At 28.6% G+C, this 21,523-nt stretch carries 19 protein-coding genes; 12 read left to right on the top strand and 7 right to left on the bottom strand.

All coding sequences use genetic code 11. The features are described from left to right. Positions 1 to 201 precede the first annotated feature (201 nt). The 6 genes from KJQ97_RS05515 to KJQ97_RS05490 form a co-directional block, all read right to left on the bottom strand. Positions 202 to 369 (bottom strand): hypothetical protein, encoded by a 168-nt coding sequence (locus KJQ97_RS05515; protein ID WP_214117923.1) that lies wholly within the window; start codon positions 367 to 369, stop codon positions 202 to 204. A gap of 72 nt (positions 370 to 441) precedes the next feature. After that, entirely contained in the window at positions 442 to 4,323 is a 3,882-nt protein-coding gene (locus KJQ97_RS05510; RefSeq protein ID WP_214120227.1) for a restriction endonuclease subunit S, read from the bottom strand. Between the two features lie 58 nt (positions 4,324 to 4,381). Further along, on the bottom strand, positions 4,382 to 6,019 hold the full coding sequence (gene pgi / locus KJQ97_RS05505) for a glucose-6-phosphate isomerase (RefSeq protein ID WP_214120226.1): 1,638 nt from the start codon (positions 6,017 to 6,019) through the stop codon (positions 4,382 to 4,384). Continuing rightward, positions 6,019 to 6,990: a glucokinase gene (locus KJQ97_RS05500; protein WP_214117926.1), complete on the bottom strand. Its 972-nt coding sequence runs from the start codon at positions 6,988 to 6,990 to the stop codon at positions 6,019 to 6,021. The genes pgi and KJQ97_RS05500 overlap by 1 nt, the downstream gene beginning before the upstream one ends. Continuing rightward, on the bottom strand, positions 6,971 to 7,642 hold the full coding sequence (gene pgl, locus KJQ97_RS05495) for a 6-phosphogluconolactonase (RefSeq protein WP_214117927.1): 672 nt from the start codon (positions 7,640 to 7,642) through the stop codon (positions 6,971 to 6,973). Before pgl ends, KJQ97_RS05500 begins: the two co-directional genes overlap by 20 nt. Position 7,643: 1 nt before the next feature. Beyond that, positions 7,644 to 8,924 carry a glucose-6-phosphate dehydrogenase gene (locus KJQ97_RS05490; protein ID WP_214120225.1) on the bottom strand — a complete coding sequence of 427 codons (1,281 nt, stop codon included), beginning with the start codon at positions 8,922 to 8,924 and terminating at the stop codon, positions 7,644 to 7,646. Between the two features lie 112 nt (positions 8,925 to 9,036). Between KJQ97_RS05490 and edd the strand changes: the two genes are divergently transcribed. The 9 genes from edd to mscL all read left to right on the top strand — a co-directional run bounded on the left by edd (position 9,037) and on the right by mscL (position 19,456). Then, complete coding sequence (edd, locus tag KJQ97_RS05485; protein WP_214117929.1) at positions 9,037 to 10,833, top strand: phosphogluconate dehydratase; 1,797 nt, start codon at positions 9,037 to 9,039, stop codon at positions 10,831 to 10,833. 10 nt (positions 10,834 to 10,843) lie between these two features. Beyond that, positions 10,844 to 11,470: a bifunctional 4-hydroxy-2-oxoglutarate aldolase/2-dehydro-3-deoxy-phosphogluconate aldolase gene (locus KJQ97_RS05480; protein ID WP_214120224.1), complete on the top strand. Its 627-nt coding sequence runs from the start codon at positions 10,844 to 10,846 to the stop codon at positions 11,468 to 11,470. Between the two features lie 270 nt (positions 11,471 to 11,740). Then, positions 11,741 to 12,838, top strand: a complete 1,098-nt coding sequence (locus KJQ97_RS05475; RefSeq protein ID WP_214117931.1) for a hydrogenase small subunit — start codon at positions 11,741 to 11,743, stop codon at positions 12,836 to 12,838. A 3-nt stretch (positions 12,839 to 12,841) separates the two neighbouring features. Beyond that, a complete protein-coding gene (locus tag KJQ97_RS05470) occupies positions 12,842 to 14,548 on the top strand; it encodes a nickel-dependent hydrogenase large subunit (protein WP_214120223.1) in 1,707 nt (568 codons plus the stop codon). A 1-nt stretch (position 14,549) separates the two neighbouring features. Further along, on the top strand, positions 14,550 to 15,197 hold the full coding sequence (gene cybH / locus KJQ97_RS05465; RefSeq protein ID WP_214120222.1) for a Ni/Fe-hydrogenase, b-type cytochrome subunit: 648 nt from the start codon (positions 14,550 to 14,552) through the stop codon (positions 15,195 to 15,197). Continuing rightward, positions 15,194 to 15,766 (top strand): HyaD/HybD family hydrogenase maturation endopeptidase, encoded by a 573-nt coding sequence (locus KJQ97_RS05460; protein ID WP_214120221.1) that lies wholly within the window; start codon positions 15,194 to 15,196, stop codon positions 15,764 to 15,766. Before cybH ends, KJQ97_RS05460 begins: the two co-directional genes overlap by 4 nt. After that, positions 15,756 to 16,898: a hypothetical protein gene (locus KJQ97_RS05455; protein WP_214120220.1), complete on the top strand. Its 1,143-nt coding sequence runs from the start codon at positions 15,756 to 15,758 to the stop codon at positions 16,896 to 16,898. The genes KJQ97_RS05460 and KJQ97_RS05455 overlap by 11 nt, the downstream gene beginning before the upstream one ends. After that, positions 16,882 to 19,002, top strand: coding sequence for a carbamoyltransferase HypF (gene hypF, locus KJQ97_RS05450; RefSeq protein ID WP_214120219.1), 2,121 nt, complete (start codon positions 16,882 to 16,884; stop codon positions 19,000 to 19,002). The genes KJQ97_RS05455 and hypF overlap by 17 nt, the downstream gene beginning before the upstream one ends. 46 nt (positions 19,003 to 19,048) lie before the next feature. Beyond that, positions 19,049 to 19,456: a large-conductance mechanosensitive channel protein MscL gene (gene mscL, locus KJQ97_RS05445; protein WP_214117937.1), complete on the top strand. Its 408-nt coding sequence runs from the start codon at positions 19,049 to 19,051 to the stop codon at positions 19,454 to 19,456. A gap of 28 nt (positions 19,457 to 19,484) precedes the next feature. On the opposite strand, the gene KJQ97_RS05440 is transcribed toward mscL, so the two are convergent. Beyond that, the gene (locus KJQ97_RS05440; protein ID WP_214120218.1) at positions 19,485 to 20,189 is read right to left on the bottom strand and encodes an ion transporter; all 705 of its coding nucleotides are present in this window, start codon (positions 20,187 to 20,189) and stop codon (positions 19,485 to 19,487) included. Between the two features lie 120 nt (positions 20,190 to 20,309). Here KJQ97_RS05440 and KJQ97_RS05435 point away from each other — a divergent pair, with 120 nt between their 5' ends. The 3 genes from KJQ97_RS05435 to KJQ97_RS05425 all read left to right on the top strand — a co-directional run. Continuing rightward, positions 20,310 to 20,615: a hypothetical protein gene (locus tag KJQ97_RS05435; protein ID WP_214120217.1), complete on the top strand. Its 306-nt coding sequence runs from the start codon at positions 20,310 to 20,312 to the stop codon at positions 20,613 to 20,615. Further along, positions 20,615 to 20,872 (top strand): hypothetical protein, encoded by a 258-nt coding sequence (locus KJQ97_RS05430; RefSeq protein ID WP_214120216.1) that lies wholly within the window; start codon positions 20,615 to 20,617, stop codon positions 20,870 to 20,872. Before KJQ97_RS05435 ends, KJQ97_RS05430 begins: the two co-directional genes overlap by 1 nt. Before the next feature lie 107 nt (positions 20,873 to 20,979). Beyond that, positions 20,980 to 21,523 (top strand): BspA family leucine-rich repeat surface protein (locus KJQ97_RS05425; protein WP_214120215.1); only part of this gene is annotated, 544 nt, incomplete at its 3' end.

Below are 21,523 nucleotides of genomic sequence, written 5' to 3'. Positions count from 1 at the left end.
GTATTTACTATAGATATCGTATGAATACTGAACAAGCATTAAAAAAGCGAAAATAGCAATGATAAAAAACGCTAAACTCAAACCAACAAATAAAGATTTTTTTTATTAATTCTTTAATAAAAGAAAACATTTAACACCTCATATTTTTAATATAATCTTGTATTCTAATTTAAATCCTTTAAGGAATTTAAATTAGATTAATTATTTTTTATTGATTATATTTTTTATGATTGTTTCTAATTTATCATTATTAAATTGTTTTTCAAAGGTAATATTTATACCTTTAAAAAGACTTTCTGCGTTAGTAATTTTCGCATTTTCATCACTTCTTAGATTGATTTTGCTATCTACGCCTTTACTTTCAAGCACAATAATATATAAGCAATATACTTTGTATATTTTACCTTATTTATAAAATACTATATCAATAATATATAATTATCAATATATATATTTTGCTAGTATTTTATTTATTATGTTGTTTTTATCATTGATGTCTTTTTCGAGTTCATAAATCTTATTCTCTATTTTATCTATAATGTTGATTAAAAGTTTTTGTTTATCAATAGGTATTAATGGTATTTCAACTTCATCTTTTAAAATTTGAGAATTTAAGCTAGTGCCAAATGTATTTTTATTTTTTAGATCCAAATCTATAACTTTATTTTTAAATAGATAAAACAAATACTTATCTAAAACTATATTTTTATCCTTAGGTATAAGCCCAGCAATGGCTTCGTTTGTGTATAAATCAGCTCCGGCTAATGCAACCTTGCCTATGCTTAATTTAAAACTTAATAAAGTAGTCCCACTTGGTATTAACTTAACATTTGATTCTTTTACACCTAGTTCTGTGATTTTTTCTTTTGTATCAGATATTATATTGCCATTCATTTCAGCAATACTAACCCATAAATTATTTCCACCATAGTATAAATGGTTTTTCCTACTAGGTGTACCACCGATTAAAACCTTACAAATTTGTCCTAATTTTTTATTATTTATTAATATATTTGATAAGTCATCAATAAAATCTAAAGAAATACCTAAGAATTTTAATAGCTCAACTCTTAAATCCCCCCCCCCGTTACTGCTAATAATTCCAACTTTACTTAATATCTCAGATATTAATCTCTTATATTCTTCTATACTCATTCTTATTGTTTCAAATTGCTTATTTACTTCTTCGCATTCTTTTACTATTTGTTCTTGAACATCCAAAGGAGGTAATGGAATTTTCATACTTTGTAAAATTTTTAAATTAATATTTTTTTGCGAAGTTGTAATTACATTTTCATGTAACTGATAGCTATAAAAATCAATAGCATACATTAAGTATTTATTTATAATTTTACTATTTGGAATTATTGATACAATTGCTTGATTTGTAGCCATATCGTCACCTAAAATCCCAACTCTTCCTATTGTTGCATAAATAGAAACAACAACAGCCCCTTTACTTACTATTTTTGTACTTGAATTATTCAAACCATCAGTTGTAATTTTTTCTGTAGTGTCACTGATAGTAGATAAATTTGAATAATCCTTAATTGTAAGCCATTTAATATTGCCATTCCAAAACTCTAAATGTTTTCTAGAGGGTGTCCCACCCATTACAAATTCGCCGCAATGTTTAAGTTCAACCAAGTTATATTTACTATTTATATATTTTTTATTTTTTTTCATATTTAATACTATAAATTTATCAAAATTTATAGTATTAAAATCAATTAAATCACAAAGATTTTCATAACTTACATATCCATTTAAATCATTGTCAATAGTGCATGTTTTATCTAAAAATAACTCTCTTATTTTATAAGATATTTTTTTGTCATTATTGATATTGCTTTTATCATATAAAGGTGTATTGTATGGATCGTTTAATTCTCTTAATCCTGGATCATCTTTGCTTGCACTCCATTGATAACCTAAAAATTTCTTTATTTCATCATTTTTATCAGGAGCTTTTACAATAATCAATTTATTATTTTTAACCATAGAAAAATACAATAGCTTCTCATTTTCAATATTTTTTATAAATTTTATAAAAGCATTTCTTTCTAACTGTTCTTTTATAAATGAATCTTTGTAAACTTTGCTTTTAATTAAATCTTTATAAATATCACTCTTATAAAAATTTTCACTATATCCTTGAAAACATTCTAATAACTCATTTGTATAATTTTCGTTTATTAAATCCATAAAAATATCTTTTTTTATACCTCTAAAAGATACATATTCGTCTATATAGCCATTATCCATAAAATTATCATCATCAACTAAATTAGAAGCTTTTAATCTATCTTGCAAGGTTTTAAATTTTATAGAACTAGACGTTAAGCCTAAACCCTTATCCTTATCATATGTTTTTAATTTATGCAAAAATAAAACAATAGTATTAGTTCCAGTAGCTCCAAATGTACCAGATGGCAACTCAACAATAGCCTTTATTTCAAAATTTTGTAGTATCAATTCCCTTGCTTCTTGATATTTAGCACCTTTATTTAAAACTGATGTTGGTAAAATTATTGCTGCATTTGCATTATTATTCAATAGTTGAATAGCTCTTTCTATAAAAAAACACTCTATAGAATTAAATGTACTTTTATTTTTATTCAAATCTTTATCAAATAATTTATATTTATTTAAATCTTTTTCGCTTAAAGTTTCTAAAAAACCCTTGACCGAATAAGGCGGGTTAGCAATTAATAAATCAAAAGAATAATTTTCAATATTTTCATTACTAGCTAAAGCATCTGCATAAAAAATATTTATCTCATTTTGTCCATACATACTTGCACTAACTTTTGCAACTTTGCTCAATCTATATTCTTTTTCAATTCCATAAATATTTTTATAATACTCTTTTAATTTTTCTTTATCATTAATTTGTTTTTCAATAAAACTTGCATATGTATTTAAAAAATGTCCTGCTCCGCAAGCATAATCAATCACTCTTAAAGGCTTATTTATATTATCAATAGGTAAAGAATGCATAATAAACTCACATATTTGAATTGGTGTAAAAAATTGCCCCTCATCTTGTTTCATGCCTTTTTGCAAAAACAATTCAAATAAATTACCTAAAAATTGCTGAACTTTATTTTCTGTTAATCGTATATCTTCAAAAAGCCTAACTATATTTTTTAAAACTATAGCATTTTTATAAAATAAATCTTTATTATGAACTTCCAAAAACGCAAAATCATTATTAGAATAAAATTTTAATTGCCTTATATAATCTTGAATTTGTTCTTGCATACTTTGCATAGACTTTTTGCTTCTTGAAGTTGTGTTAAAAACATCTTCTATATTTGCATTTTCAACATAAGTAATATCTTCATTTAAAAATTCTTTCATTGCATTTTTATATAATTTCATAAGTCTATCTTGCAAACTTTCGTAAGTGTCTGCCATAATTCCACGATATTTAAATTCCAGATTATTTTTATTAAATGTCTCATCATAAATTTTGCATAAAAACAAATTTACAAGCTTATCAAAAGCATTTTCTTTACCTGATATATTATGTTGTCTTAGAATAGTCGCAAAATCATTGTATAAAGAATTGTTTTGATGGTCAAATTCTTTTAAGTCTGTAAATTTTAATGATAATTTACCAGCTTCATATGGGTTTATATCAGACTCAAAAATTCCACTTGTCAAATAATTTTGTTGATAAATTTCTTTCCATACTTTAAAAATTTCATTTTCATCACTTGCTGATATATAACTCAATTTATAATCATTTTCTTTAAGGTATAGTTCACTGTCTTGCATATTGAGTATATAGTTAAAATAATATATTTCATCGTTTATAAAATCACTAGTATATAAACATAAAAATTTTACTTTTTTATTTTGTCTAAAATAAGATAATAATTGCCCTCCATCTTTAAGCATATTATTCCACTCATTTTCAAATTCACTACCTTTAGCATCAACTTTTGTTTTGTATGTTTTGCATTCAATTAATATATATGATTCACCTAATTTATCTTTTACTAAAATATCTGCTTTTCCGCTAGACTTCGATTCTCTACCTAATTTATATTTTGGTTCTAATTCTATATGGTTTGGATCGTAGCCTTTTGTTAATAACCTATCTATACACTCTAATACTACAAAATTTTCATTTTTTTCAAAATTTGATGTAGTTTTGTCATGGAGTTTAATTTGTTCTGGAAATATAATTTTTCTATTTTTAAAATCAACCATAATAAAAATGTTATTTAAATATTGCTTTTTATAAATAAAATCATTATCTTTTTTAAAATTTAATTTATTTAAAACTTGTAATAGGTTATCATTTGTAATCACTTTTCTCTCCTTTTTTCGTGGAATTTAAAATAGGAATTTCATAAAGAAATTCCTAAAATTATTTTTTATTAAACTCTTTATATAATTTTATTAGATTTGTAGTTGAGCTATCGTGCTCGTAACTTACGTCACTTCTTAGCTCTTCAAGTATTGTTTTAGCTAAAGTTTTGCCTAATTCAACGCCAAATTGGTCAAAACTATTTATCCCCCAAATCACACCTTGAACGAATATTTTATGCTCATATAATGCAATTAGGCTACCTAGATTTCTAGGGCTTATTCTTTCTAATAAAATCGTATTGCTAGGGCGATTTCCCGAAAATTCTTTATGTGGGATTAGCTTTTCTATCTCACTTTCACTTAAATTACTTTTACTAAGTTCAGCTCTTACTTCATCCTTGTTTTTGCCTTTCATAAAGGCTTCAGCTTGAGCGAATACATTGCTAATTAAAATTTCGTGGTGTTCTGGCATATCGTGTGGTTTTTCAAGACTTACTATTAAATCAATCGGACTTATATGAGTTCCTTGATGAAGTAGTTGAAAAAATGCGTGTTGAGCGTTAATTCCTGTCTCACCCCAAATGATTGGAGAAGTTTCGTAATTAATTAATTCCCCATTTTTACTAACTTGTTTTCCATTACTTTCCATATCAAGTTGTTGAATAAATCTTGGAAAATGCTTTAAATATTCATCATAAGGTGCGATTATATGTGAGCCACCACCATAAAAATTAATATACCAAATACCTATTAAAGCCAAAATTACAGGCAAGTTTTTAGAATATTCAGCCGAGCTAAAATGCGAATCCATTAAATATGCACCTTCTAGCATTTGCCAAAAATGTTCTTTTCCTAAATAAATCATAATAGGAAGACCAATTGCAGACCACAAACTATAACGCCCGCCGACCCAGTTCCAAAACTCAAACATATTATTGCTATCTATTCCAAATTCTTCAACAGCTTTTTTATTAGTTGAAACTGCTACGAAATGCTTAGCTACAAAGCGTTTGTTAACTGCGTGATTTAAAAACCACTCTCTAGCAGTTAAGGCATTTGTTAGGGTTTCTTGAGTTACGAATGTTTTTGATGCTATTATAAAAAGCGTAGTTTCTGGATGAACGCTATCTAATACATTTTGTAATTTTGAGCCATCTACGTTTGATACAAAGTGCATTTTTAGTCTTGGGTGTGCGTATTTTTTCAAAGCATCACAAGCCATCAATGGTCCTAAATCAGAGCCACCAATTCCTATATTTACAATATCAGTTATTACTTGATTTGTATAGCCTAGCCACTCTCCTGATCTTATTGCGTGAGAGAATTTTTCCATTTTGTTTAGCACTGCATTTACATCATCCATTATGTTTTCATTATCTACATAAATAGGTGTATTTATACGATTTCTAAGAGCAATATGTAAAGCTGCTCTATTTTCTGTGGTATTAATCTTTTTACCACTAAACATATCTTTAATGTTTTGTTCTAAATTAGCTTCTTTTGCAAGATTAATAAGATTGCTTAAAATCTCTTCATCTATTCTATTTTTAGAATAATCAACCTTAATCCCACCAACTTCTAAAAAGTATTTATTCGCTCTATTATTATCATTAGCAAATAATTCTTTCATATGAGTATCTTTTGATTTGTTGTATAAAGACCATAATTTTTCATAGCTTTTTAATTTGCTTAACATTATTTATCCTTTAAATGATTTTGCAGTGCCACACTAGCGCCGTTTATACCTGGAAATTTTGATAAAACCACAAATACAGGAATTGCTGCTAAATAACTATCAAATCTACCTTTATTCTCAAATCTTGCTCTAAATGATGAGTGTTTAAAATACTCTAATATCTTAGGAATTATTCCACCACAAATATAAACACCGCCCCTAGCACCTAGAGTTAATGCTAGATTTGAAGCAATTGTTCCTAGCATTGCACAAAATATATCAAGACTTAATCTACATAAAGCTGATTTTTCGCTTAATGCTAGTTCGCTAATTTTACTAGCGTCTAAAGTATCATTTATACCTTCTTTATGTGCTAAGGCTTCATATATTAGCTCAAGTCCCATTCCACTAAGCAATCTTTCAGCCGATACATGCCCGAATTTGTTTTTTGCATAATGCCAAATCATTGATTCAATCTCATCAAAAGGTGCAAAGCTAACATGTCCACCTTCACCTGATAGTGCAATATAACCATTTTTACTAGGGATTAATCCACTAACTCCAAGTCCTGTGCCAGGCCCTAAAACAGCTTTTACGCAATTTTCTTCAGCTTCTCTTCCACCAATTTGAACTAATTCATCACTATTTAATTTTGTAATAGCAAGTGCTTGAGCGGTAAAATCATTTAGAATTAATAAAGTATCAAATCCTAATGCAAGTCTTGTGGTATTGATTGAAAAAGCCCAATGATTATTAGTCATTTGTATAAAATCACTTGTAACAGGATTTGCCATTGCAAAAGCAGCGTGTTTTACATTTACATTTTTATCTTTTAAATATGCTCTTACAGCATCTATTATAGTATCGTAGTCTTTGCATTGTAAGACTTCTATTTTATCTATATTTCCTGATTTAAATTCTAATGCAAATCTAGCGTTAGTTCCACCAATATCTGCTAATAATCTTGGATATTCATTTTGCGTAATAGACATCTAAATTTCCTTTTGAATTAATTACATAACTTATTGGATATTTTTTATTTTTTTCTTTACAAGCTAATAAAAATACTTGATATTTCTCATCTCCACTGATATTTAAAAATATTCTTTTAGCTTTTAATATGCTTTCTAAACTAAGGCTAATTCTATCGTAATTAGGAGTTTTTACTATGTGATAAGCTTGGTTTTCATCACTTAATAATTCATCTAAATTAGAAGCTGTTGGAAAGATTGATGCAGTATGAGCATCAGCTCCCATACCTAAAATCAAAATATCAGGAGTTTGATAAATATTATTAGCGTGATTTTTTAAAGCTTCATAATCATTAATTAATTCATCTTTAATACAAGTAATTAAATTAGCCTTACTAGCGTCATTTTGTAATAGATTTTGCTTTACTAGATTTGTATTACTATCTTCGTGATTTGTAGGTAAAATCCTTTCATCTACTAAAAATACATTTACTTTAGTCCAGTCAAGTTTTTCTTTACTTAATTTAATAAATAAATCTTTAGGACTTTTACCACCTGATACATAAAAATTTACGCTACCTTTACTATTAATACATTCATTTAATGAAAATACTAATTCTTTATATAAAGCGATTTCGCTTATGTTTTTGTCATTGAATGTAAATAATCTCATCTTAGTCCTTAAAAATAATTTCATTTGTGTAGGCTTTGTATTTATGCATTGTAAAATCATCATTATCAATTACATCTTGCACCCATTTCCAAGCACTCTCTAGCTCATCTTTTTCATTAAATGAGCTTAAATCTTTATTAATTACATTTAAAAGTAATCTTTCATAAGGTGGCATTTTTTCAATATCACAAATTCCTATTTCAAATTCTTTAAACTCTTCGGCTATTTTTAAAAGGAATTTGATTTTAGGTTTTGGTTGGATTTCTATATACATTTTTCCACCATTTTTAAAGTCAATATCAAAATATACTTTATTTTCAGCCATTCTTTTGCCTGTTGCAAGTTTTATTAAAACGCCTTTGTAATTTTCTTGATTTGAACTAGTTTTAATTGATACGAAAGTTTCTGTCCTACTATCTTTAGCCACATTTAATTCGTCTAAATAACTTAAGCTATCTTCATTAGCTTCATATTGAGCTTTAATTACATTTTTAAAATCAATTTTTTCAAGTGAGTTAAAAAACTCAAGCTTAGCTTTTCTAATATTAGTTGAATTAATATCAATCATAAATAAAGCTAACATTTGTAACATATGATTTTGTAACATATCTCTTAAAGCACCGCAACTATCATAAAACTCTCCACGACTTTCAACACCTAAACGCTCTAAAACATATAAATTAATGCTTTTTACATAGTCTTTATTAAGTAGTGCATTAAAATGTGGATTTTGTTTTCTAAACTCAAATAATTCTTTAACCATACTTTTACCAAGATAATGATCAATTCTATAAATTTGTTCTTCTTTATAATATTTTGCTACGCTTTCATTGATTGCTCTGCATTCATTTAAACTCATTCCTAAAGGTTTTTCAAGAACTATTCTAACATTGTCTTTATTCATATTTAATTCGCTTAAATTCTTACAGCAAGTGATGAAAAATTCAGGCGAAATTGAAAAATATATAATAGTATCTTTGCCATCTCTTAAATTGTTTTTAAGTTTTTTAAAATCTTCAAGATTATTAATATCTACGCTCTCATAAGATATTTTTTCTAAAAAATCGTTCCATTTTGTAGTATCTTTTAAATGGATTTTTGATTTGTCGTTTAATTTTTGCTTAAATTCTTCTAAGCTAAGCTTGCTTCTACCTGTAGCAAGTATTTTAAAATCTTCGTGAAGCAAGTCATTTAAAAAGGCTTCATAAAGTGAAGGAAAAAGTTTTCTAAGAGCTAAATCTCCAGTAGCTCCGAATAATAAAAAATCAAAATTAGTTTTCATAAATAATCCCTAAATAAAAATAATTTTTTAAATCTTACTAAAAAGGATTTAACATTAATAACATTTATTTATTTATAATAAATCAAATATTTTAAATGAAAGAAGCTTATTTATGACAAATAAAAAATTATTAGAAATCACTGAAAAGATTATAAAAAGAAGTGAAAAAACTAGAAAAGATTATCTTAATTTAATAGATAATGCTAATGAAAAAATCAATCGCTCAAAGCTAGGTTGTGCTAATTTAGCTCACGCTTATGCAGCAATTCCTGAAAGCGTAAGAGAAAAATTAAATAATTCAAATAGCACTCATTTAGCTATTATTTCAAGCTATAACGATGTTTTATCAGCTCACGAACCTTACAAGGATTATCCTTTAAAATTAAAGCAATCTTGTATAAAAGAAGGTGTAAGCGTTCAAGTTGCAAGCTGCACTCCTTCAATGTGTGATGGTATTACTCAAGGCTATGATGGTATGCAACTTAGCCTTTATTCTCGTGATGTAATAGCTATGAGCACAGCGATTGGATTATCTCATAATATTTTTGATGGGGCGTTTTATCTTGGAGTGTGTGATAAGATAGTTCCTGGACTTTTAATGGGAGCGTTAAGATTTGGGCAATTACCTGCTATGTTTATTCCAAGTGGTCCTATGCCAACAGGACTTAGTAATTCTGATAAAAGTATTGCTAGAGAAAAATACGCTCAAGGACTTATTTCTAAGCAAGATTTATTAAATACTGAAATGAAAATGTATCATAGTTCAGGCACTTGCACCTTTTATGGAACTGCTAATTCAAATCAAGTTATGATTGAATTATTAGGTCTTCATATGCCAAATTCTGCTTTTATTAATCCAAATACAAAGCTAAGAGAAAAAATAATTGATTTTAGTGCTAGACATTTTGCAAAAGGTGTAAAAGATAAAAGTATTTTACCAATAGGTAAAATGATAGATGAAAAAAGTATAGTAAATGCAATAGTAGGGCTTATGGCAACAGGTGGCTCAACCAATCATACTTTACACTTAATTGCAATTGCAAAGGCTGCGGGAATTATTATTAATTGGGACGATTTTAATGATATTTCAAATATTACTCCACTTTTAGCTAAGGTTTATCCTAATGGTAAGGCTGATATAAATGATTTTTATGAAGCTGGTGGATTGTCGTTTGTAATCAATGAATTATTAAACAATGGTGCATTACATGATGATGTAAATACTATAGCAGGATTTGGGCTTAGTAATTATACGAAAGACCCTATCTTAAAAGATGATGAAATTACTTATGAAAAATGCCTTGAAAATAGCAGAAATGTTGAAATAATCACGACTTATGATAAGCCATTTAGCACTACAGGTGGGCTAAAAGTTTTAAGTGGAAATATTGGTCGTTCGGTAATTAAAGTAAGTGCTGTAAGCGATGATAATTTATATATTAAACAAAGAGCTATTGTATTTAACGACCAACTTGAGTTAATGAAAGCTTACGAAAAAGGCGAATTGAATAAAGACTTCATAGCAGTTGTAAAATATCAAGGCCCAAGAGCAAATGGAATGCCTGAACTTCATAAATTAATTCCACCTTTAGGGGTATTAATGTCTAAAGGATATAAAGTTGCATTAATTACTGATGGTAGAATGAGTGGGGCTAGTGGAAAAGTTCCTGCAGCAATTCATACAAGTCCTGAAGCCTTATTAAATGGAAATATTGCTAAGATTAAAGATGGGGATTTGATAGAATTTGATGCAATCAATGGCACTTTAAATGTATTAGAAGATGATTTCTTAACTAGAGAAATTAAGCATATTGATTTAAGTGCAAATGAGTTAGGCAGTGGTAGAGAGCTTTTTAAAGCTTTAAGAAATAGTTGTTTAAGCGCCGAAGAAGGCGGAGTAAGTTTTTAAGGAAAAAATAATGAACGCAAGAGAAATTTTAAAAATAAATCCAGTAATTCCTGTGATAGCAATTGATGATATAAATGATGCCTTACCTTTAGCTAAGGCTTTAGTTTTAGGTGGAGTAAGAGTGCTTGAAATTACTCTTAGAACTCCTGTAGGGCTAAAAGCAATTGAGTTAATTAGTAAAGAAGTTCCTGAAGCAATCGTTGGAGCAGGAACAGTAATTAATGCTAAGCAATATAAAGATGTTGTTAATGCTGGTGCAAAATTTGCAATAAGTCCAGGAATTACTGAAAAATTATTAAAAGAGATTGATTATAAAATCCCTTTAATAGCAGGTATTGCAAGTCCAGCAGAGCTAATGCTTGGGCTTGAATATGGGCTTGATACCTTTAAATTATTTCCTGCTAGTGTTGTTGGTGGAGTGCCTATGTTAAAGGCTATTTATGGGCCATTTAGTGATGTTAGATTTTGTCCTACGGGTGGTATTAGCGAAAATAATGCTAAAGAATATTTAAGCCAACCAAATGTGCTTTGCGTTGGTGGTTCTTGGCTTGCACCAAAAGAGCTAATAAAGGCTAAAAATTGGGATGAAATCACAAATATTGCAAGAAAAACTTTAGAGTTAAAAAATACTTTATAAGGCTTTTATTTATAAGTAGGCTTAGTGCGAAAACTAAGCCTATAAAAATTAAATTCTTTACTTAAAAACATTGGCAAGATTAGAATTTAAATTAGCATAAACCAATCAAACAAAAACTTTAATAAAATAATATTTTTAAGTTTAATTGTAAGAATTTTATAAGAAATTCAATTATCAAAATTAAATAATTTTAAGATTTATTTTGTCTTTTTTGTAACTTTTAGATTTTAAAAAAATACTATCATTAATAAATTTTTTTAAGGAGAGATTATGCAAATAAATCCTAATAATAAAAAAGATTTAATGCAAATACTAGGCGAACACGGCTTTAGTAGAAGAGATTTTTTGAAATGGTCTAGTGGAATGGCTACTATGCTAGGACTTGGAGCTACTTTTGCACCGAGTATTGCAAATGCTGTTGAAAATAATGCTAGTAACACCCCAGTAATTTGGCTTCATATGGCAGAATGCACAGGCTGTAGTGAGAGTTTATTAAGAAGCGATGCACCTACTATTGATAGTTTGATATTTGATTATTTAAATATTGAATATCACGAAACTGTTATGGCAGCAAGTGGTCATCAAGCTGATGAGAATTTAGAAAACGCTATTAAAAAACACGCAGGAAAATATGTATTATTAGTAGAAGGTGCAGTTCCTGCAGGAAGCTCTAGTTTTTATCTAACTTTAGGTGCTAAAGGGCATACAGGCGAAGAAATAGCAAAAAATGCCTGTGCTAATGCAGCTGCTATTTTAGCAATTGGAACTTGCTCAAGCTTTGGTGGTATTCAAGCAGCAGCACCAAATCCAACAAATGCTGTGCCAATTAGTAAAATCACAAATAAAAGCGTAATTAATGTCCCAGGTTGTCCGCCTAGTGAAAAAAATATCGTAGGTTCAATCTTACAAATATTATTATTCGGAACAATGCCACTTGATAATTTTAATCGTCCAAAATGGGCATACGAGCATAGAATTCACGATTATTGTGAGCGTAGGGGACATTTTGATGCGGGTGAGTTCGTAGAAAGTTTTGGCGATGAAGGTGCAAAGAAAGGCTATTGTCTTTATAAAGTAGGATGTAAAGGTCCATATACATTTAATAATTGTGCTAAGCAAAGATTTAATCAGCACATAAATTGGCCTATTGGTGCAGGACATGGGTGTATAGGTTGCTCTGAGCCTGATTTTTGGGACAGTATGAGAACTTACGAAGAACCTTTAAAATCACATTTATTTCAAAGCGTATTTAGCGGAATGGGTGCTGATGCTATGAGTGATAAAATAGGCATTGGTGTTTTAACTCTAACAGGAGTAGCAATAGCTGCTCACGCAACAATTTCAGCAATTAAAAAAGACAAGGAATAAAAAATGCAAAAAATAGTAGTAGATCCAATTACAAGAATTGAAGGACATTTAAGAGTAGAAGTAATAGTTGATGATGCAAATGTAGTAACTGATGCTTATGCGGGTTCAACATTATGGCGTGGAATTGAAACTATTGTAAAAGGAAGAGACCCTAGAGATGTTGGCTTTATGACTCAAAGAATTTGTGGAGTTTGCACTTATTCGCATTATAGAGCAGGTATTGAAGCGGCTGAAAATGCTTTAGGTATAGTTCCACCAAAAAATGCAAAACTTACAAGAACATTAATGAATGCAGCTTTATATATGCACGATCATTGTGTGCATTTTTATCAATTACACGGGCTTGATTTTGTTGATGTAGTGAGTGCTTTAAGTGCTGACCCAGCAAAAGCTGAAGCTGAAGCTTTAAAATGGTGTGATAAGCCTTTAGTTTGTGGTGTAGGAGAACTTAAAGCAGTTCAAGAAAAATTAAAAACATTCGTAGATAAAGGAGAATTAGGAATATTTGCGAATGCTTATTGGGGACATAAAACTTATCGCTTTAGCCCAGAGCAAAACTTAGTAGCGTTAAGTCATTATTTAGAATGCTTAAAAGTGCAAAGAACAGCAGCACAATTAATGGCTATTTTTGGTGCAAAACAACCACACCCACAAAGCTTAACCGTAGGTGGTGTAACTTGCGTTATGGATATACTTGACCCTGCTAGAATTGGCGAGTATAAAACTAAATTCTTAGAAATTAGCGATTTTATTCATCGTGCTTATTTGGCTGATATTAAGATGGCTGCAGCTGTTTATAAAAATGAGCCAAGTGTAATGAATGATGTTGGTGTTGATAATTTTATGTGTGCTGATGAGTTTTATTTAGGAGATGATTATTTATTTAAAGGTGGAATTGTAACTAATATGCTAAGCAATCCTGTATTAGGTGCTATTGATGAGAGCAAAATCACAGAAGAAGCAACAAGGTCTTGGTATAAAAACGATAAAGCATTACACCCTTATGATGGCGAACAAGAGCCAAATTATACAGGTCTAAAAGATGAAAAAACTCTAAACGCTAAAGGCGAATTAGAAGATTCTAAAGTATTTGATATGAATGGAAAATATAGCTGGATTAAAGCTCCAAGATATGATAATTTACCTGTTCAAGTAGGACCACTTGCTACTATAGTTGTAAATTATTTAGCTAAAAATCCAATCGTTACAAAAGAAGTTGACGCTTTATTAGCTGAATTAAATATTGAGCTTAAAGACTTACTTAGCACTTTAGGAAGAACTGCAGCAAGAATGATTGAAGCAAAAATAATAAGCGAACACGCACTTAAAGCTCTTGATAGTTTAGTTGAAAATCTAAAAGTAGATCAAAGCACTTGCGCTCCATATAAAATAGATAATTCTAAAGAATACAAAGGTCGCTTTATAGGTAATGCTCCTAGGGGAATGCTAAGTCATTGGATTAGAATTAAAGATGGTATAGTGCAAAATTATCAAGCAGTAGTTCCATCTACTTGGAACGCAAGTCCAAAAGATGCAAATGGTAAAATGGGAACTTATGAAGCTTGTTTAATTGGTCTAAAGATTGAAGATTTAACCAAGCCACTTGAAATTATTAGAAAAATCCATTCGTATGATCCTTGTATTGCTTGTGCTGTGCATGTATTAGATAAAAAAGGTAATAAGTTAGGCGAATATAAAGTAGGAGTTTGATATGAAACATTATGAGTTTTCAATAGGGCTTAGAGCAACTCATTGGCTAAGAGCATTTGCTATTTTAGCCCTTTGTATAAGTGGCTTTTATATTGCTAGTGTGTTTATTGCACCTGATAAATCAACCGAGCCAAATCTATTTATGCAGGCTAAATTTCGTTTCGTGCATAATGTAGCTGGGTTTGTTTTATTAGCTTGTTTTATTTTTAAACTTTATCTTTTTATATTTGATAAACTTAGCAAAAAAGAAAGAGTTAGTATTAAAGATTGCTTTAGTTTAAGAGTATGGATAGAGCAAATTAAGTTTTATTTGTTTTTAGGAAAACACCCACATTTAAAAGGTGTATATAATCCACTTCAATTTGTGAGTTATTTTTTCTTTTATATTGTTTTAGCATTATTAATAATCACAGGTTTTGTGTTATATATTAATGTTTATCACGAAGGTTTTGCTGGTGCAATAACTCCTTTTGTTAAACCATTTGAAGTAATGTTTGGCGGACTTGCAAATGTTAGGATAATTCATCATATTTTAACTTGGGTTACTATGATTTTTGTTGGTGTTCATATTTATATGGCAGTGTTTAATGCAATTAAAGGTAAAGATGGTGCAATGGACGCTATTTTTAGTGGATATAAATACAAATGAGAGTTTTAGTCCTAGGAATTGGAAATATTTTAATAGGAGATGAAGGAGCTGGAGTTATTTTTCTTGAGTATTTTAGGAAAAATCTAGCTCCTAATATTTATATTAAAGAAGAATTTAAAAATCAAGATTCGCATCAATTAGTATTTTTAGACGGCGGGACGATGGCTATGAATTTAGCTCATATAATTGCTGATTTTGATAAAGTTTATGTGATTGATTGTATAAATGCTGATGATTTAGAAGTGGGCGATGTTGTGTTTTTTGACTATGACAAAGTGCCAAGTAATATAAATTATCAAGGAAGTGCTCACGAACTTGAAATGCAAATGATGCTTAATTTTATGAGTTTAGTAGGCGATTTGCCAATTTGCAAAATCTTAGGCATTGTGCCTAAAAGACTTGAACCTATGAAAATATCTTTAAGCGATGAGGTTAAAAAATCTTTTGCTTTAATGCAAAAATGTCTTTTAGAAGAGCTTAAACAAGATGGATTTTTGTTAGAATTTAAAAATGATTTTAGTATAGAACAAGCGATAGAAAATTATAGGAATTTAAGCAGTGTTAATTAGATATGATTTCAAAATAAAATTAAAAGATTTCGGATTATTTTTACTAAAAATTGCCAAGATAAATAATGTAAATTATAAGCTTTATTATGAAGATGATGAGTTTTCTTTAGTTATAGATGATAATGAAGATAAAGTTTTAGCCTTTAATGAATATTTTAAAAAAATACCTTATTTTTTATTTTTAGAAGATTTTAAAATAGAGCTAGAAAATACACAAAAAACAAAAGAATTTGAAATTGAAATTCCAAGATTGCCTTTAAACTTATGTGATGAAGTTTTTGATGATTTAGGCTTAAATGAGTTAGATTATACTAAAACAACAAAAAGTGATTTTGTAATAATTGCTAATTATGAATTATTACAAAAGGCTTTTATTTGCGATAAAAATATTCAAATTTTACTTAATGCTTATGAAAAACCATTTGTTAAATTAGCCTTAAAACCACTTTATAAAAAAGCACATAATTTAGGAGATTTTTTATATGTATCATTTGCTAATAGCAAAAAGCTTTTTAATGAGTTAAAAAATACAGATGAGCTTTATTTTGTAAAAAAGCCTAAAGATTTATTATTAATAGCTCCTTTTGCTGATACATTTTGTGTAATTAATAATCCGTATTCAAATCAATTATCAACTGCTTTTAATATTGATAAATTAAGCTTTAATGTCCCTAAAAATAAAGATGAATTAATAAAATTATTACTTAGTTTAGAACAAGGCGAAAAATTATTAAAAAATTATCAAGAAAAGTTCATTTTAAATGAGTTTAGTTTAGAAAATAAAAATATATTTTCATTAATAAAATTAGCAGATATTTTGCTAGATTCTGATATTTTAAAAGTAGTGCCAAATACTTATACAAAGGGAGTTAGAATTGATTGTGAGATTAATGAAGATGGCTTAAATGTAGCTAAGTTTATCTCATCAATTATGAGCTTTAGATTAGCAAATGCAGCTTTAATAGAAGTTGGTGTTTTTGAAGCACTTGTTTTAATGATAGGAAAACTTAATGAAAACGAGCGTGAGATTTGCTCAATGCTTATGAATTATCAGAGTTTTTTAAATTACAATGCGTTTTTAAACAAGCAATTTAAGTTCAGTAAATGGGCTAATTGTGAGTGTTTTAATTAAACTTAGTGGCAGGGTGCAAGGAGTTGGATTTCGCCCTGAAGTTTGCAAATTAGCCAAAGCAAAAAAGCTAAATGGCTATATCTTAAATGATACTTTAGGAGTTAGCTTAGCACTTGATTGTGATGAAAAAATAGCAAAAGTTTTTATAAAAGACTTAAAACAAATTCTTAAAAAAAATCGTCCATTAGCAAGTATAGAAAAAGTAAAAATAATTAAAACAAATGAAACTTATAATGATTTTGTTATTAAAAAACCAAGCAAAGATAAGCGTAATCTTGCAGTGATTTTGCCTGATTTCGCCCCTTGTAAGGATTGTATAAAAGAGCTTAATAATCCTAAATTAAAAAGAAGATTTAATCACGCCTTTATAAATTGCACTAATTGCGGCACTAGATTTAGTGTAATTTCTAAAATCCCTTACGATAGAACAAATACTTCTATGAGTGTTTTTAAAATGTGTAAAAATTGCGATAGTGAATATAATAATCTTAATGATAGGAGATTTTACGCAGAGCCTATTGCTTGTAATGATTGTGGGGCTAAGCTTAATTTTGATTTAGCAAAGGCTGTTAAATATCTAAAAGCTGGAAAAATAGTAGCTTTAAAAGGCGTTGGTGGGTTTAATTTATTATGCAATGCTAATGATTTTAATGCGGTAAATAAATTAAGAATACTAAAAAATAGAGCTTTAAAACCACTTGCAATAATGGTTAAAGATATAAAAATGGCGAAAAAATATGCTAGTTTTACTAAGTTTGAAGAGCGTATTTTAAAGAGCAAAGAGCGACCTATATTGCTATTAAAAAGCCTTAATCAGAGTGCTTTTAATATACATTTTGATTTTAAAAATATCGGAGTATTTTTGCCAAGTGCTCCAATATTTCATATATTATTTAAAGAGCTTGATTTTGCAATAGTAGCTACAAGTGCAAACAAAAGTGGCGAGATGATTTATTCTAAAAAAAGCGATTTTAAGATTTTAAAACCTGATTTAATAATAAATCATAATAGAAAAATAATTAACAAAATTGATGATAGTGTAGGGCAAGTTATAGCTAATAAATACCATCATTTAAGAAGTGCTAGGGGCTTTAGACCTTTTTATTACGAGCATAAAATTAAAAAAAATATAAATATCCTAGCTCTTGGAATGGAAGAAAAAAACGAGTTTTTAATATACATAAATGGGTTTTGTATTAATTCGCCTTATATTGGGGATTTAAAGGATATTAGTGTTTATAATCATTTTGTAAAAACTCTAAGATTTTTTGTGAAAAATTATAAGATTAAATTTGATTATGTTTTGTGTGATTTACACCCACATTTCATTCATAGCGAAAAAATCACAAAAGAATTTGAAATAGGAATTAGCAAAAAGACAAAGATTATAAAAATTTACCATCACGCAGCCCATGCGATGAGTATTGGATTAAGAAATATTAGAGCCTTTTGTTTTGATGGCACAGGATATAAAAACAATCATCATATAAGTGGTGGCGAAGTGCTAGATATTACTAAAAACACTATAAATACAGCTTTTTGTTTTGATGAGTTTAAGCTAGTTAATGTAAAAAATAATGAATTATTAGCTTATAGTATTTTAAAAAAATACGAAATTCCGTGTAAAACTAATCTAAATTATGATATAGCATTGCAAAATTGCACTATAAATACTAGCTCATTAGGTAGAATTATTGATGCTTTTGCCTTTTTAGTTTTAGGGGTCAAAAAAAACGAATTTGAAGCACATTCAGGAATGCTTATTGAGAGTTTTTATGATGAAAATATCAAAGATATTTACAAAATTGAGTTTAAAAATAATAAGATTATTTATAAGGATATTTTTGCAACTTGCTTAAATGAAAGCAAGGTTTTAGCTTGTTCAAAATTTATTAATACCATTGTTTATATTATTAAGTTTTTAAGTCCTAATAAAAAAGCGATTTTAAGTGGCGGGGTGTTTTGTAATAAAAGCATTTTAAATCTTTTGCTAAATGATAAAGAATACAAATTCTATACTCCAAAAAACGAAGCGATAAACGATGGTTGCATAGCTTTAGGACAGTTAAACTATTTCTTAAACAATATGGAATTTAAGGATTAATTTATTATTTATTGTTAAAATCTCGCCTTTTTTTCAAGGAGAGAATATGAAAATATTACAAGAATTTAAAACATTTGCAATGCGTGGAAATGTTGTAGATTTAGCCGTGGGTGTGGTTATAGGAACTGCTTTTGGTAAGATTGTAAGCTCACTTGTGGCTGATATTATTATGCCTATTGTTGGAGTTTTAACAGGCGGAGTTGATTTTAGTGATTTAAAATTAGTTATTAAAGAAGGTGCTAAAGAAGCTGAAAATGTAACCGTTAATTATGGTTTATTTATTCAAAATATAGTTGATTTTTTAATCATTGCGTTTTCAATTTTCGTTGTTGTAAAGCTAATCAATAAGCTTAAAAAAGCAGAAAAAGAAGAAGAAAAACCAGCTCCTGCTCCAGCTCCAAGCGAAGATATAGTGCTGCTAACAGAAATCAGAGATTTATTAAAAAATAAATAATCTTAAGCTAATCTTAATGATTAGCTTTTTATATTTTATTTTCTTCATTTTTCTTTTTAATTTCATCTATGCTATTTACAATTATTGCGATGATTAGGTTCATTATAATAAAGGTACAAATTAGTATAAAAGATACAAAAATCACCCAAGCATAAGGATAAACTCCCATAGCTTCTTTTACGATAGCAGAACCTCCATCAAGCGTCATAATGGTAAAAAGAGTAAAAAAGCAATCCCCTAAAGTACCAAAATGCTCATTCATACTAGTAGCAAATAGACTACAACAAAGCACCCCATAAATGTAGTAAAACAGTAGCAAAAGCATAACAATACTAATGATTTGTGGCACAGCAAAAAGCATAGTAGAGCATACAAATCTCATAGATGGCACCACACGAAGAAGCCTTAACACTCTAAACACCCTAAACGCTCTAAGCACCACAAAATCATAGCTTATATAAGCACTAATAATCACTATAAACAAATCATAAATATTCCAACCCTTTTCACTACTTGTAAAAAAACTCAGCCTAAAAGCATAAAGCTTTAAAATACTTTCAACGATAAAAATCCAAAGACATATCATATCTACATAATAAAAAAAGCTAGAAAACTTCTCACTAAACTCACTTGAAGTTGCAAATCCTAGCGTGATAGAGTTAAAGACTATTATTAGGATGATGCCTAGTTTGTAAGTCTGTGAACGGAAAAAATTTTGAAATAATTTTTGCATAAAAGTCCTTTGAAAAAATTTTTTGTATTTTAATATATTTAAAAGACATAGTGTGTCTTTTGCTGATGGTATCATTTCAATACTTGTTTAAAACAAGAAATTATTTTTTAAGGAGATGTTATGGGATACATTTGTTCTTATTGTGGGTATAAAAGCTCTAGTGGTTCTGGTGGGAGTTGCAATCATAGTCCAAGTAAAACTCATATTTATATAAATGAGAGTTCTAGTGGGTATATTTGTTGTTTTTGCGGTTACAAAACATCTAGTGGCACGGGTGGATCTTGCACCAAAAATCCAAGTAAAAAACATCAATATATAGCACAACATAGCGGTCAATATTCTTGCAAGTATTGCGGTTACAAAAGCTCTAGTGCTAGTAGTGGATCTTGCACCAAAAGCCCACACAAAAATCATGAGTATATTTAATGTCTAAATGCAAATATTGTGGTTCTAGTAGTTATGGTGGATGTAGTTATAGCCCACACAAAAAGCACGAGCATATAGCAGATGGTAGTTCTATTTGTAGATATTGTGGATTAAATACGTTTGGTGGATGTAGTTATAGCCCACATGGAAAACATGAGCATTTTAAAGTTTCAAATTCTAGTGTTTGTAGATATTGTGGATTAAATACGTTTGGTGGATGTAGTTATAGCCCACATGGAAAACACGAACATTGTTAAAATTTAAATTTCGTATGTTTTAAAACATACGAAATTATTTAAAGACATATCGTGTCTTTGCAGATTGCTATCATTAAGACAATTTATTTTATTATGAAAGGATTTTTATGAAAACATTAAAAAAGGCAAGTAAAAAAGACTTAAATACTATATCTAAAATAGAATTTAAAGATAATAAATACCATCCTAAGAGTAAAGAAGAATTGCAAGTATTGATTAAGTATGAAGATATAGCACTAGATACTATAAATACAAGTGCTATTACTGATATGAGTGAATTATTTCAAGATAGTAATAGAAAAGACTTTAGTGGTATAAATACTTGGGATACAAGCAATGTGTACGATATGAGTGAAATGTTTAGAGATTGCTTTAATTTCAATCAAGCTTTGAGCTTTGATACATCAAAAGTAACTAATATGCGTGGTATGTTTAGCCGTTGTTCTAATTTCAATCAACCTTTAAACTTTGACACAAAAAATGTAGTAAATATGAGCGATATGTTTTATTATTGTGAAAATTTTAATCAAGCTTTGAGCTTTGATACATCAAAAGTAACTAATATGCGTGGTATGTTTAGCCGTTGTTCTAATTTCAATCAACCTTTAAACTTTGACACAAAAAATGTAGTAAATATGAGCGATATGTTTT

Source organism: Campylobacter sp. 2018MI01 (assembly GCF_018501205.1).
Lineage (GTDB): Bacteria > Campylobacterota > Campylobacteria > Campylobacterales > Campylobacteraceae > Campylobacter_E.
The sequence above is the reverse complement of the archived record's forward strand: the minus strand, read 5'-3'. Positions and strand labels throughout refer to the sequence as shown.